The organism is Ignavibacteriota bacterium (genome assembly GCA_016707525.1).
Taxonomy (GTDB): Bacteria; Bacteroidota; Ignavibacteria; order UBA10030; family UBA6906; genus JAGDMK01.
Genome location: JADJHP010000010.1, coordinates 71,436 through 86,517 on the forward strand (window position 1 = coordinate 71,436; position 15,082 = coordinate 86,517).

Sequence of the window (15,082 nt, forward strand, 5' to 3'; positions counted from 1 at the left end):
TCGCGCGTGCTCGTCCCCACTTTCCTGAGATACATCGCCATTAGTTGTTCACACCAACCAAATAATCAGATATGAATGGCAAAATAATTCAGCACAAATTCTGTTAATGTGTGTTGAATTGAATTTTATATTTGACTTGTAGCCCACTTGTTACTTTATTGTTCCCACAGTGAGACCCCGCACTCTCGCTGGGTGGTACATAAGCTGTTCACTTCACCACACACAACCCTCAGATCCTCTGATGAAAGCACGTACTATTGCCGTACGCATTGGTATGGTCATGCTCATTCTCCCCGTCTGGTTGCTCCATGCAGGTACGACAGGCAAGATCGCAGGCAGGGTCACCGATGCCGTCACGAAGGAGGCATTACCCGGCGCGACCGTCCTCGTTGAGGGAGCGAACCTCGGTGCAAGCGCGGATGTCGATGGATACTACACTATCATCAACGTCCCACCCGGTACGTATGCCGTGTCTCTCCGGCTTGTGGGCTATGCGCGCACGGTTGTGCGGGGCGTGAATGTGAGTGCCGACCGCACAACGACGATCGATATCAAGGCCGCCACTGAGGAGGTCTCCCTGCGCGAGGTGGTGGTCCAGGCGGAACGTCCCCCCATTCAGCGCGACAAAACCTATAGCGGTGCGATCGTCAATGCCCAATCCATCGAAGCGATGCCGGTCACCTCGGTTGCGGAAGTGATCAGTCAGCAGGCCGGCGTGGTGTCCTCGGGCGGTGAATTGCATTTCCGGGGAGGTCGCGGACGCGAGGTTGCCTATATGATCGACGGCATTCCGGTCTCCAACGCGTTCAACCAGAGCGGCGGCACCGAGGTCTCGGTCGAGAACAGCATGGTGCAGGAGATCGCTGTCCTCAGCGGTACCTTTAATGCCGAGTATGGCTCCGCACAGTCGGGGGTGGTCAGCATTGTCACCCGCCCCCCGGCACCGACCCTCAGTGGCAGCGCCTCCGTGTATGCGGGCGACTGGGTGAGCAACAGACAGGACGTCTTTCTCGGGATCCAGCGCGTGAACCCTCTCAGCGAGAAGGACGTGCAGTTCTCGCTGACCGGCCCGCTGCTCTTCGACAACCTCGGGTTCTTCCTTTCCGTGCGCCACAACCGGTCCGAATCGCCGTACTGGTACCAGCGCCGCTTCACCTCGCTTGACGGGTGGCGGATCGCGGCATACGAGCAGTGGTTCCGCGAGCACAACCCGGATGCGGTCGGACAGACGCAGGCGATCGCGATCCCCGATTCGCTCAGCACCGGCGACGGCGGTGGCGGGCCGCTCGGCACATCGATCGCGACTTCGTTCACCGGCAAGCTCGAGTTCGCACCTGTGGCACAATTGAAAGTGGCATACCAGATCTTCGGTTCAGTGGACGATACCTGGGGCGGCTCCTTATCCCGCAGATATCAACCCGACGAGCAGGGGAGCGGGCGCACCGTGGCGATGAATCACATCGTGACGATCCACCACTTCCCGGCAGAGAACTTCTTCTACAACATTGGTCTTTCCTACCAGCACGCGACATCGGATTCGTGGTACAGGAAGGACAATCTGGTTGCGCAGTTCCCGGGTGATGCGGGGATCCAGCCGATCGGCCTGTCTTCCAACGGGTTCTCGCTCGGAACAACGGGTGACTTCTACACGGGTGCGACCGGCAAGAATTACCGGAACGTGCTGTTGATCAATGGTGACCTGAACTGGCAGTTGGACCGCTTCAACCTCCTGAAGGTAGGGTTCGAATACAAGCAGCATGACATCAACACCTACAGCTGGACGTATCTCTCGACACCCGAGTGGCAGAACTACCGCTGGCCGTCATCGGAAGTGCTCGACGCCGCATCGATGCCGTATGAGGCATACTGGAGCGGATTGACCCAATACTGGAGGAACTGGCAAACGACGTTCGGCACATCCCAGTACCGGCGGGCCGCGGCATCAGAGGTCAACCTCTGGCGCGATTACACGATCAGCCCGCGGCAGTGGGCGGTGTTCGCTCAGGACAAGCTTGAACTCGGTGAGATCATCGTGAACGGCGGCATCCGTCTCGATGTGGTCGACCCGAATGAGAACGTCCCTCTCGTATGGAATACGGAATCCTACAACCTCGGACACCCGGCCAATCTGAAGCGGGCGACCGTGAAGTACCAGGTGAGTCCCCGCTTCGGGCTCTCGTTCCCGATCTCGGAGTCCGGTGCGTTCCACGCCGCATACGGGCACTTCTTCCAGATGCCGAGCTTTCAGTACATGTACAACACTCCGGTGCAGGCACTCACCGCGTTGCAGCTCGAGGGGATGACCCTCGGGAACGCGGACCTCGAACCGGAGAAGACCATCAGCTACGAGATCGGCCTCCAGCAGGAGGTGATACCCGGGCTGCAGGTGGACGTGACCGTCTACTACAAGGATTTCCGGAATCTGCTGGGTGTTGAGCGGATCACGACGATCGATGCTGTGGGGTATCAGCGCTTCATCAACCGCGACTACGGCTATTCGAAGGGGCTCACGCTTTCGGTCCGCCAGACCATGGGCATGATCACGGGCGCTCTCAACTACACGCTCTCCTATGCGCATGGCAGCTCCTCTGATCCCACGGCGATCCAGCTCATCAACGCCGCAACGCAATATGGCGGACAGCCCGTGCAGTTCGTGGACCGGCAGATCCTTCCGTTGGACTGGGACCAGCGGCACACGCTGAATGCTTTTGTGAACATCGCACGCGAGAATGATTGGAGCGTGGGCATCTATGCGTACGTTAGCTCGGGGCTGCCGTACAGTCCGACCTTCCTCGAACGCTTCGATATCCTGACCACGGAATACCGGCAGGCAGGCGAAAAGCCGGCACGCTGGAGTGTCGACCTGAAGGCGATGAAGTATCTCGACTTCTTCGGGCAGCGTCTCCATGTGTATCTCAAGGTGGACAACGTGTTCGATCATTTGAACGAAGAGGTCGTGTACGCAAGTACGGGACGGTCGACGAGTCCGGCCCGGTTGCCCGACCAGAAGCAGTTGCTCCTCACCGCTCTTGCGCAGGAGGGACTGTTCACGCTTGGTGAGATCGACACGCATCCCGAGTACTATTCGCTTCCCCGGAAGATCACCCTCGGACTGGAATGGAGGTTCTGATGATGAGCATGACATACCGCGGGCGTTTGGTCTGCATCCTTGCCGGTACGGCTCTGCTGCTTGGCGCTGTGCTGCAGACCGGCAACGCCGGTGAGCGGTACGACCTGAAAAAAGGCACGCGGGCAAAGTCGGGGTCCGTGAACGGGCTCACCGCCGAGGTGGGCAACGCCAAGTGGTTCCGGTTCGGCATCGTGGACGGCAACCTGGTCAACGGTGGCATCACGAATTCCGGGCTCCTCGGCTACCACTACGTCAGCGGCACGCCGTTCCTTGCATGGCCGAAGGGTGCGAAGACCGTCGAGTATCTGCACGGCGCGGTGTTCTACGTCGCCGGCCAGGTGATCGGGGAAGCGGGTGACACGCTGTACGTCAACTCGAACAACTACCGCCGCAATGGCGTCCAGCAGTCCATTGACGGTACCCACTGGTACTCGTTCATGCCGTTGCCGAAGTACTTCAACAATCATTCGTCGGGGTCCGTGACGTGGGACATGGACGGCATCAGCGAGGATGTGGGCGAGGATGGGATGCCCGGCACGCACGATGCGGGCGAGGGCGACGGGAAGTTGCAGACAGAGGAAGACTTCAACCGGAACGGAAAACTCGATGTGAGTATGGTGAACGGTGCCGGGTGGTTCTCGTTCAGCCACAAGCGCGAGACCTGGCCCCGGGTGTGGCCCCAGGGTTCCTATCCGGGTGATCTCCGTCAGCCCGGCGCAGAGGAGCCCGACGTGCGCTCAGGCCGGTGGAACGGGAAGTACGGCGCGTATGTCCGCGCCGACCAGGAATCATATACGGTGATGGACGACCGGGAGAACGATGAGTATCCGTACTATCCCTTCACCGATGCGGAATCGCGGCTGGCATTCCCGAATGGCCGGCGCGGGCTCGGCATCACCGTGGCCACGCGCAGCTATCAGTGGTCGTCGCCCCTTGCCGAAGACATCCTGATCACGACCTACGACATCACCAACTATGGCAAGAACCTGTCGAAGTGCGTTGTGGGGATGTACGTTGATCCCGATATGGGCGGCAGCCTTGAAGGAGACGACGCCTCCTTCGACAAGCTGCTCGACATCACGTACACATGGACCAGCGGGTTGGCACGCAACGGCCTGAAGGTTGGATACTTTGGCTTTGCATTCCTCGAGAGCCCGGGCATCGACTCGGACGGCATCGACAACGATCAGGATGGTTACGTTGACGAGAACCAGTACAACCACATCGACGAAAACCACAACTGGAACAAGTACACCGACCTGAATGGCAACGGCCGGTGGGATTCAGAGGACCTCAACCACAACGGTGTGCTGGATGTGGGTGAAGATAGCAACGGCAATGGTGTGCTGGACTACGAACCGATCAACGATGACATCGGATCCGACGGCATCGGGCCGGATGATGAGGACTACCCGGGCCCGGACATCGACGGGACCGAGGGGAACGGCCTGGCGGATTGGGGCGAGCCGGATTTTGACTTCACGGACAACATCGAGATCGACCAGGTCGGCCTGACCTCGTTCTATCTGCGCGATGTCAATGATAACATGTCGCTTGAAAAATACTACTGGAACACGGAGATCGTGCCGGGGCAATTCGTTGTGAAGCCCGGATTCCAGCGCGATATCTGCTTCAGTTATGGATGCGGCTATGTGCCGATCCGCAGCGGGCAGGACGGTTCCCAGCGGTATGCCATCTCCTGCGTCTTTGCCAACGACCAGGACGGGATCATCCGCAACAAGCGGACGATCCAGGTGATCTATGACGCGAACTACAACTTTTCCAAGCCTCCGCGGAAGCCTGTTGTGACCGCTCTGGCAGACGATGGCCGTGTCGTGCTGGATTGGGACGATGCTGCCGAACGTTCCAAGGATCCGGTGTATGGCCAGGATTTCGAGGCATACTACATTTATAAGTCGACGGATCCCACGTTCGAGGACATCAAGACGATCAGCGATGCATACGGCAACCCGTTGCTCTTCAAGCCCGTGGCGATCTACGATCTCAAGGATGGCCTGAAGGGCATCCATCCGGTCCGTCTCGGATCGAATCTGGGTCCCGACAGCGATCTCGGCGTGTCGTATCAGATGGGGACGGACAACGGTCTGCAGCATCGGTACATCGACACCGATGTGACCAATGGCCGGACGTACTACTACGCTGTTGTCGCGATCGACAAGGGATATCAACCGTCATTCTATCCGGTCCTGTCGGACCGTCAGGGGTTGCTGGAGATCCCGCCGACGCCGTGTTCGGCCGACATTCAGGTGGACCTTCTCGGGCGGGCGATCGCCACGGACAAGAACACCGTGATCGTCACGCCGGTGGAACGGAGTGCGGGATGGATAGCCCCGGTGGTCAGGGATGGGGTCGAACACGTGGCCGGGTATGGCACGGGATCGATCGCGGTCGACATCTACAATCGTACCGCGGTCGTGTCGGGGAGCGAGTACGAGATCAGCTTTACAGACGACAGCTCCTTCGTCCGATACTATGGCAACGGCTTGACCACCGCATTCATCCTGAAGAACACGACGACGAACACCGTGCTGTCCTATATCAACGGACCGGACACGAGTTCGAAGACCGGAGAGATCCTGGCGGAAGGATTCAAGGTCAGCATCGCGAACAGTGCGATCAGGATCGATACGGCACTGACCCGTTGGACCACCGGCACGTCGTCACTCCGCGTCTCGGCACCGCCGGAGTCGCAGTTCGCCGTGCCACGCGATTTCGAGTTCGTGATCGTTGATGACAGCAGTGTGGTGACAGCGAATGCGCGCCGGAGCAACGTGGAACTCTGGGACGTCACGAATACCGCAGCGAAGTTTCGCGTCCCGTACCGCTACACCGAGCTCTCGAGCAAACCGCTGAAAGGGCGACTGGGTGCGGGCGACCGGATCCTGGTCCTCTCCTCCGACTCGGTCTCACGTTCGTGGGCCTTTGACGTCGTGACCGCCGGCACCGAAGTGCGCCCGGTGAAAGGCGATATCTTCCACATTGCGACATCGAAGAACTGGGACAGGCTGGACCGGTACCGGTTCACGCTCGTCGGCAATGAAGTGGGCGGGCAGCAAGCAAGCGTCGCCATGGGCAACATTTACACCGTCCCCGACCCGTACCTTACCGTCAGCAGTCTCGAGCGGAAGATCATCAACGAATCGGAAGGGCGCGGTGACCGTCGCATCGATTTCGTGAACCTCCCGGCCCAGTGCAGGATCAGCATCTTCACAACCTCGGGCCGGATGGTGCGCGTGTTGCAGCATCAGGCGACAGAGAACAACTCCCGTGAAGCGTGGGACCTCCGGACCAAGGACGGACTGGAGGTCGCGAGTGGCATCTACCTCTATGTCGTCGAGGCGGATGGTGTGGGCACATTCCGCGGCCGCATGGCCATCATCAAGTGAGGACCGCAACGATGAACCCGATCAGTCGAATCTGTATCGCCGTGATGATCCTGCTTGCCTCACCTGAGGCCCCTGGGCAGGCGAACGCGGTTCCTTTTCAAGCCGATGTCTCGGCGGTCGGCACGAGTGCGGCCACGTTCCTGGAGATCGGCGTTGGTGCCCGGCCGATGGGCATGGGTGGTGCCTATGCCGCAGTCTCCAATGACGCGAGCGGACTCTATTGGAACCCCGCCGGGCTTGCCTGGACGTCCAATCTCGAGATCGAGGCGACGCACAACTCGTGGCTTCTCGGTTCCAGTCATGATTTCGTAGGCCTTGTGGTGCCCGTTCCTTCCCTCAACTCCACACTGGGCGTCAGCTTCCTCACGCTCGGCTTCGGCGACCAGCCGGTACGGACCGTGGACCGCCCCGGGGGGACCGGGGAGACCTATGATGCGCGCGATCTGGCCATCGGTGTGTCGTACGCGTACAGGCTCACCGACCGCTTCGCGTTCGGCGTGACGGCGAAGTACATTTCGCAGAGGATCTGGTTCGAATCCGGCAGCGCATTCGCCGTCGATCTGGGCATCTTCTATGCGACGCCGCTCGAAGGGCTTCGTCTTGGCATCAGCATGAGCAACTTCGGCACCTCGCTGCAGCTCGCGGGGAATAACCTGGCCTCGACGACCTCGCCTGATAAGACGGTGCAGACGTTCGACCGGGCACCGGTGCAGTATGAGACCTCAGCCGGCTCGCTGCCGGTGCTGTTCCGCGGCGGGGTCGCCTATGAAGTGGCGATCGGCGACCTCGGCACGGCACTTGTGACCGCGGATGTGAACCATCCGAGCAACGCCACGGAGAGCATCAACACCGGAGTCGAGCTAGGCTTCCAGGACATGTTCTTCATTCGCGGCGGATACTCCAGCCTGTTCGAACGCGACCGTGTGGCTGGTCTCACGCTGGGGGCCGGGATCGACTGGCGGCCGGATGAGCAGAGCTTCGGCGTCCGCGTGGACTATGCCTGGGCCGACTGGGGGATACTGCAGAGTGTCCAGCGTCTGAGCATCGGTATCATTCTCTAACGAAGGGGAACACCTTTGGTGCGTGCGATCAAGAACCATCCCTTCATGACCGTGGGTGTCATAGCGGTGATGACGGCGGCGGCAGTCGTTCTTTTCCTGAGGATCGGATCGCATCAACCGGAGCCGGACGATGTTGTCCTGGCACAGGTTGGTGACCGTGCCATTACGGTGGGCGATTTCCGGATGAACTATGAATTCGGCTATCCTCACCTGAAGCGGGGTGCCGATGGCGTGGCCAGGAAGAGAGCATATCTGGACGCGATGGTCGGCGAGCTGTTGCTGGCGAACGACGGGTTTTCCCGCGGCCTCGCCGATGCTCCGCGCGTGCATGTCAACGACCAGCGTGTGCTGGACGAACTGCTGATCGAAGAGCTCATCCGGGTCGAGGTTGTCGAGCGGACCACGGTCTCCGATCAGGAGGTCCGGGATGCGGTCAACAGGTCGAAGGCCCGGTTCAAGCTCCGGTACTGGGGCGAACCGACACAGCTCCGTGCAATGGGGGTCCGCATGGCGATGCTGCGCGACGGCTACATGCGCGTGGCAGACAGTCTCCGCGCGATGCATGCGGATATTCCCACAGACCCATCCATGTTCGAATCGGACTATCTGAACGCGTTCGATGTGGACCCCGTGGTGCTTGATGCAGTGAAAGACCTTGGTGCAGGCGATATCTCGATGCCCGTGCCGATGAACAGCGGATTCTACGTGTTCCAGGTGGTGGATGTGCGCCGGGAAGGGATCATGGAGCACGAGTACGCGGCGAAGTTCGAGAGCGTGAAGAAGGTGCTGCTGAACACGAAGTACGATGAAGGGATCGCGCGCTACGTGGAAGGGTTCATGACCCCTCAGAACGTGGTGACACGCGGAGAGCCCTTCTGGAAACTCTGTGACGCGGTCGTTGCATGGAAGGCAAGCGGGGATCACCAGACCATGATGCTGCGCGAAGCCATCGCTGTGCATGCGGCCCGGCCTGCGTATGCCGCACTGCGGACAGTCCTGGATCAGCCGTTGGTGACGTACAAGGGGGGGCAGAGGACCGTGCGGCAGTTCCTGGATGTCTTCTGGCCTTCATTGCGCGACATCGACACGGTGACGACAGCACGTACGCGGCATCTTCTGAGTGAACAGGTCGGACTCACGATGCGCGATCAATTGCTCGCTGCGGAAGCGCGGCGGAGGGGGATGGACCGGGCACCTGCCGTCGCCCATGAACGGCTCAAATGGCTCGAGAAGACAGTGTACGAAGAGGTCCGTGACGAGGCCGCGGCAATGGCTCCGGCCGCGGTGGCTGCCGGTGCTGTGCGTGCCATCCTGCAGCGAAGAGCCGACTCGCTGAAGGCCGCCTATCCGGTCACCATCCGGTACGAGATCCTGGACACGTTGACCGTTTCCGATTCTCCGGCATCGCGCCAGATGGGCCTGCAGCTGTTCAAGCTCGGCAGCAAACGGCTGGCCGTGCCGGTCACGGACGGGATCTGGGGGGCAGGGCTATGAGCATGAGGGGAAGCCGTTCACTGACGTCGGCATTTGTTCTGGTGGTTGCTGGACTCATGGTGGCGCCGCATGTCCAGGGCGCGATCACGCCGTACCTGCAGACACCGACGCAGACCTCGATCCATGTCTGCTGGCAGTCGACGTCTGCTGAATCGCCGTCCGTGCGCTTCGGCACATCGTCGCTGAACAATACTGCGACGGGAACGTCGGACCAGTTGGCGACGGGCGTTGTGTGGCACGATGTTGTGTTGAGAGGACTTCTTCCCGGGACCGTCTATTCCTACCGGTGTGTCCAGGGCGCCGACAGTTCGGCGGTCTTCACGTTCGCAACACCACCGGCCGCATCGGTCACGTCAGGCCATATCCGGTTCGGGATCATCAGCGATTCGCAGGAGTACTCCGCGCAGTCCGCCCGTGTGGTGGATTCCATGCGGGCCATGGTGATGCGTTTGTGGGGGAACGACCTCACGTCGGCACTGGCGCTCGTCATCCATTGTGGCGATATCTGCACTTCGGGAGGCGTCCTTGCGCAGTATCAGTCCCAGTACTTCAGCTCCATGGCGCCGCTCAGTGCTTCTGTCCCTTTCATGGTGAGCATCGGGAATCATGAAGGAGAGAGTGCATACTTCTACAAGTACATGCGGTACGGAGAATTCGGCGGGCCGGCGGGCGACAGATATTACAGCTTCCGGTACGGGCGCATCCAGTTCATCGCACTGAATACGAATACGCAGTATCGGAACGATACGCAGATCGCCTGGCTGGATTCGGTCTGCGCCGCCGCGGAAGGTGACGACACCATCGACTGGATCTTCTCCTACGGGCATCATCCGGCGCTCAGCGAGACGTGGCCGGATGGGAACACGCCGTACACCGAGACGCGCATTCTGCCAACGCTGGCGAAGTACTCGAAGACCACGCTCCACAGTGCCGGACATACGCACGCCTACGAGCGGGGAGCTCTGCAGGAATTTCCACTGCACACCCTCATCTTCGGAGGTGCAGGCGGTGCGCTGGACAGGTGGGGCGCGTATGCGAACCAGACCGACTATCCGTCCGTCAACCGCTCCCACGATCACCATGGGTATGCTTTGGTGGACATCGATCTGGCTGCCGGATCGTATACGTTTCGTGCGTTCAGTCTGGGGAGCCAGGATGTCACCGGCTCCGGATCGTCTCTCCCCAACACGCTCATGGACATGTACACTTCCTGGAAGCGCAAGCTCAAGCCGGTCAAGCCCGTCACAGCCGGTCTTCCGGATACCGTCGATCTGCCGGTCGCATTGACGTCGTCGGCATACAGCGGTTCCCGCAGCCATTGGAGCACACAGGTCCAGGTGAGGACCGCGACAGGGTCGTTCGCTTCCGGAGCGGGCGTGCCGGTGGACGTTCACAGGGATGCCGAGAACGTGTATCGCGATACCGGCTCGCCCCTGTATGCACCGATCGACAAGAATGCAGGCATCGACCTCACCCGCTTCATCCTGAGTGAATCCCCGAATCTGGGACCGGGGCGGCATTACTGGCGTGTCCGCTACCGCGATGCGAACCTTGACTGGTCCGACTGGTCCGCCGAACAGACGTTCGTGATCCGCGATCCGGCGTTGGCGGTCGACGAGAACCGGGCGGTGCGCTTCGATGGGGCAACTGCGTATGTTGAGGTGGCTTCATCACTTTCAGGCGCGGTTCTTCCTTTGCAGGGCATGACCGTTGAGGCGTGGGTTCGTCCGGAGTCCTTCCCGTTGTATGGAGGATTCATCGGCGCGTTTCAGGATAACACAGGGTACCAGAAGGGATGGGTCCTGGGAAATGTTCTCAATCACCTGAGCTTTGGACTGGCAAGCCAGGGGGCGGATGACGGGAACGGCGTGATGACGTACCTGCAGGATCCCTCCGTTGCGGTGGCGGGGCAGTGGTATCATGTTGCGGGGATCTATGATGGGTCTCTGATGAAGCTGGTCGTCAACGGCGTGCAGGTGGCATCGTCGCCGGCGCAGACAGGAAACATCCTGTATGATACCACGAGCCGCGTAACGATCGGGGCGTATCGGGATGCCGATGAGTTCACGAAGTACACGGGGGCCATCGATGAGATGCGCCTCTGGAATACGGCCCTCACGGTCGATGATCTGCGCGGATGGATGTTCCGCAAGATGAGTGCGGTCCATTCATCGTATCCGTCCCTCATCAGTTGCTGGCATCTCGATGGGCCGGCAGGGACGACGCTGACGGACATCACCGGCAGCAATCCGGGGGCGATCAACGGATTCAACGCATCATCCGTGATCCGTTCCACTGCGCCGATCGGCGTGGACGGATCGCTGTTCATCACGCAGACGGGGGGAATCGTTGGTGGAACCGGAGCGGGGGTGCAGTTCAATCCGGTTTCGCCGCTCTCCAGCGCGAACTACCTCGGCATCTACACGCTTGGCCGGGCGGCAGGGACTCCTGTGCAGAACGAGATCTTCCCTCCGGGGGTCCAACGCCGTGCGCATCTCTCCTGGGGATTCTGGGAGCATGGTGTGGTCACGGGCTCGGCGGCTTTGCGGTATGGCGAACTGACGCGGAGCGGGACGGATGCCGCGCTCCGACTTCTCCATCGTCCGGCCGTTGATACAGCCTGGACCGATGTCACGGACGAGCAGTATCACGATCTGACGAATACGCAGTACATCATTTCCGGGCCGATGGCAACGGGGTTGTTTGCGATCGGGTGGGATGGCACGGCATCGGTGGAGGGGGCGGACGGCACGGGCATCCCCACGTCGACGAGGTTGTATCAGAATTTCCCCAACCCCGGAAATCCGTCGACGGAAGTGCGATTCGATCTGGCGGCGGCGGGGGATGTGCGGTTGGACGTGTATTCATTGCTCGGTCAGAAGGTGCGCACGCTGGAGTCCGGTGCATTGCCGGCGGGGACGCACGTGAGACACTGGGATCTCGGTGATGACAACGGATCGCCGGTTGCCAGCGGCATGTATCTCTGTACGCTGCGCGGACCGTCGATCGTGTCCACGATCAAGATCCTGGTCATTCGATAAGACGCACACGTTCTCTGAATCATTCACATGCATCGCGCGATCTCAACCATCCACAATACAACAGGAGCGCATATGATGAAAACAATGCTACGATCTCTGGTCATCCTGGCCATCGGAGCGACCATCGCGTCGGCACAGGTCATGCCGACCAGCGGGCTGAAGGGGTACTGGAAGTTCGATGATGTCGGGAACCTCGGGAAGGCCGAAACCGGCAACCCTCTGCTCCTGAAGCATATGATCACAGCTGCCGGTGATGTGAACAAGTTCGTCGCGATCACGGGTCCGGCCCTGGGCGATGGTGCCGTCACGGTCGGCCTGGGCAGCTATTTTGAATGCACACCTGATATGAACGCCAACGGGGCCGACACGGCGACGATGGTGAACCGGTGGACCATCGCCATGGACTTCCGTGTCCCGGCGCTGGAATGGCATGCGTTCTTCCAGACCGATCCTTCGACCTATCCGGATACCCTCAAGGATGGACTGGGGAACCCGACGCGTACCGGTCCGCGGTTCACCGGAGACGCCGATCTGTTCACGCGTCCCGCGGGAACTGTCGGTGTCGGTGCTTCCGGCTACTCCCTGGATACGACGGGGGCGGGCAGGTGGTACCGTCTCGTTGTGACCGCCGATCTCGGCGCGCATTCGTTCCGGACGTACCTCGACGGGCAACTGCTCCATGTAGGAACGGCGAGTGGTTTCAATCTTGACAACCGTTTTGCGCTGCAATCGATCGACGGCATGAACAAGCTCATTTTCCTTGGCGACGATGACGGTGATGACGGTGAGATGGATGTCGCATTCATCGCGCTGTATGACCGTCCATTGACGGAGGCAGAAGTGTCCGGGTGGGGAGGCTATGGTCAGGCGGTCCGCACCCAGGCCCCGATCTCACAGTGGGATTTCGATGATTTGCTTCTGCCGTTGAAGGCGGCAGCGGGTAAGGACCTTGTGCTCGTCGGAACTGACGCTTCTGTTGATGGTCCGTCGGGTGCGGACAAGGCCCGCCGGATCACATCGGGGAATTCGTACACGGTCACCTCTCCCGTCCCGGCGAACGGCGACGTCAGCGCCACGCGCACGAACCTGTACGCGATGAAGATCGATTTCCGCGTCACATCGCTTTCGCAGCCGCATCCGCTCTACCAGACCGACAGCACCAATGCGGGCGGCGCAGAGCTCTATGTGTCCACCGGGGGGTTGATCGGCAATGGTGTGCTCGGCTATTCCGACGATGCGATCACGCTCGGGAAATGGCACCGTCTGATCGTGAATGCCGACCTGAACCAGAAGTATGAACTGTGGCTCGACGGCGCCCCGTTGTCGCGCAAAGGCCCACAGGCCTTGAACGGCAGATATTCGCTTGCGCCGAGCGGGTCGATCAAGTCCTTCCTGCTGTTCGCTGACAGCGCAACCTATGCGGGAAGCTCGATCGATGTCGCCGGTGTCACCGTGTGGAACCGCAGCCTGGATTCCACGGAGATCGTGCAACTCGGCGAGGTGCCGGTCACGCCCACCGATACCACGGCCGGTCCCGGGGGTTTCTCCATTTTCGGAGATGGGACCGCGACGAATCAGTATGCCCGTGTTGCTCCGCACGCGGACTTCGACTTTGATTCAACGAAGTCGTTCTCCATCGAGGTGTGGACCAAGGCGAATCAATTCTGGTCGGGCGATCAGGCGATCATCAGCGACAAGGCGTGGACATCGGGTGGAAACCCGGGTTGGGTGATCGCGGCCGATGCGGGCCGGAACTACACGTGGAAGTTCAACATGGCGGACGAGTACCGGAACCGTGTAGACATCAACATGAACAACGATTCGCTCTCGAACCTGAACGACGGCAAGTGGCACCACATTGTGGTGACCGTGGATCAGACGAACGACGTCGCAAAGGCGTACACGGATGGCAGATTCATCAGGAGCTCCGCGATGGCGAACCTGGTGGGTTCCGTACGCGGGCGCAATCCTGATGCGATGACCCAGTTCTATCCGATCTGTTTTGCGGAGGACGGGACCGAGAATTATCCTGATGCCGGCGCGTACGGCGGGTACATCGACGAAGTGCGCATCTGGAATGGTGTCGCGCTGGATTCTCTGACGATCCTGGCCTGGAAGGACAAGATGGTCACCCCATCCCATCCGTACTATGCTTCACTTGCCGGGTACTGGAAACTCGATGAGGGTACCGGCACGACAAGCGCAGATGCGACCGGCAAGGGTCATGCGGCGACGTTGCTGAACGGCATGATGTGGCGGACGTCGCTGGCCTTCACGGACGTTGCGCCGATCGATCGCGGCGTGCCGACGGGGTATGAACTGGCGAATGCATTCCCCAACCCGTTCAATCCGTCGACGACCATCCGGTTTGCGTTGCCCTTTGCTTCGAAGGTGCGTCTGGAGGTCTTCAATCTGCTCGGCCAGCGTATTGCGGTTCTCGCGGAAGGCTCGTTTGCCGCGGGGCATCACGAAGTGCAGTGGAACGCCCTTTCTGATGCGCGGCGGTCTGCGGCCAGCGGTGTGTACTTCTACCGGCTGGACGCAACGGCGTCCACGGGAGAGCGTTTCCTTGAAACCAGGAAGATCGTCCTTCTGAAATAGTATCAGGTGATACCAAGGTGTCGGTGGGTATTGCATGATACGTTCTGGTCCTTCAGGAGTCAAGCGGTACGAGATCGAGGTACTGCTTGACGATTGAAGGACTCAGTCGAATGATACGAGAGATGACGTCGACGATCATTGGACTGGAGCGACGAGAACACAACGATGGAGTGTGTGCAACGGGCCCCCGGAAGGGGGCCCGTTCGTTTTGGTACGCTCAGCATATCGTCTACTCTGATGGTGAGCGCTTTCTCGAGCGTTGATCGTCCAGCTTGAAATGAGACGCGCCTGTACCGGCAACTGCAGAGAGAACGATTCGAAGATCCGCGACCGGCTGCAGCTCCTGCC

Annotated in this window: 6 protein-coding genes; all 6 read left to right on the plus strand. The window is 60.3% G+C overall.

All coding sequences use genetic code 11. The annotated features are described in order from the left end of the window. Window positions 1-241: 241 nt before the first annotated feature. The 6 genes from IPI01_15895 to IPI01_15920 all read left to right on the plus strand — a co-directional run bounded on the left by IPI01_15895 (window position 242) and on the right by IPI01_15920 (window position 14,734). Window positions 242-3,130, plus strand: a complete 2,889-nt coding sequence (locus IPI01_15895) for a TonB-dependent receptor (GenBank protein ID MBK7259252.1) — start codon at window positions 242-244, stop codon at window positions 3,128-3,130. Next, window positions 3,130-6,537 carry a hypothetical protein gene (locus IPI01_15900; protein ID MBK7259253.1) on the plus strand — a complete coding sequence of 1,136 codons (3,408 nt, stop codon included), beginning with the start codon at window positions 3,130-3,132 and terminating at the stop codon, window positions 6,535-6,537. Before IPI01_15895 ends, IPI01_15900 begins: the two co-directional genes overlap by 1 nt. 11 nt (window positions 6,538-6,548) lie before the next feature. Further along, window positions 6,549-7,598, plus strand: coding sequence for a PorV/PorQ family protein (locus tag IPI01_15905; GenBank protein ID MBK7259254.1), 1,050 nt, complete (start codon window positions 6,549-6,551; stop codon window positions 7,596-7,598). Window positions 7,599-7,616: 18 nt separating this feature from the next. Beyond that, window positions 7,617-9,092: a peptidyl-prolyl cis-trans isomerase gene (locus tag IPI01_15910; GenBank protein MBK7259255.1), complete on the plus strand. Its 1,476-nt coding sequence runs from the start codon at window positions 7,617-7,619 to the stop codon at window positions 9,090-9,092. After that, window positions 9,089-12,133, plus strand: coding sequence for a fibronectin type III domain-containing protein (locus tag IPI01_15915; protein ID MBK7259256.1), 3,045 nt, complete (start codon window positions 9,089-9,091; stop codon window positions 12,131-12,133). Before IPI01_15910 ends, IPI01_15915 begins: the two co-directional genes overlap by 4 nt. A gap of 72 nt (window positions 12,134-12,205) precedes the next feature. Continuing rightward, entirely contained in the window at window positions 12,206-14,734 is a 2,529-nt protein-coding gene (locus tag IPI01_15920) for a T9SS type A sorting domain-containing protein (protein ID MBK7259257.1), read from the plus strand. The last annotated feature ends 348 nt before the right edge of the window (window positions 14,735-15,082 follow it).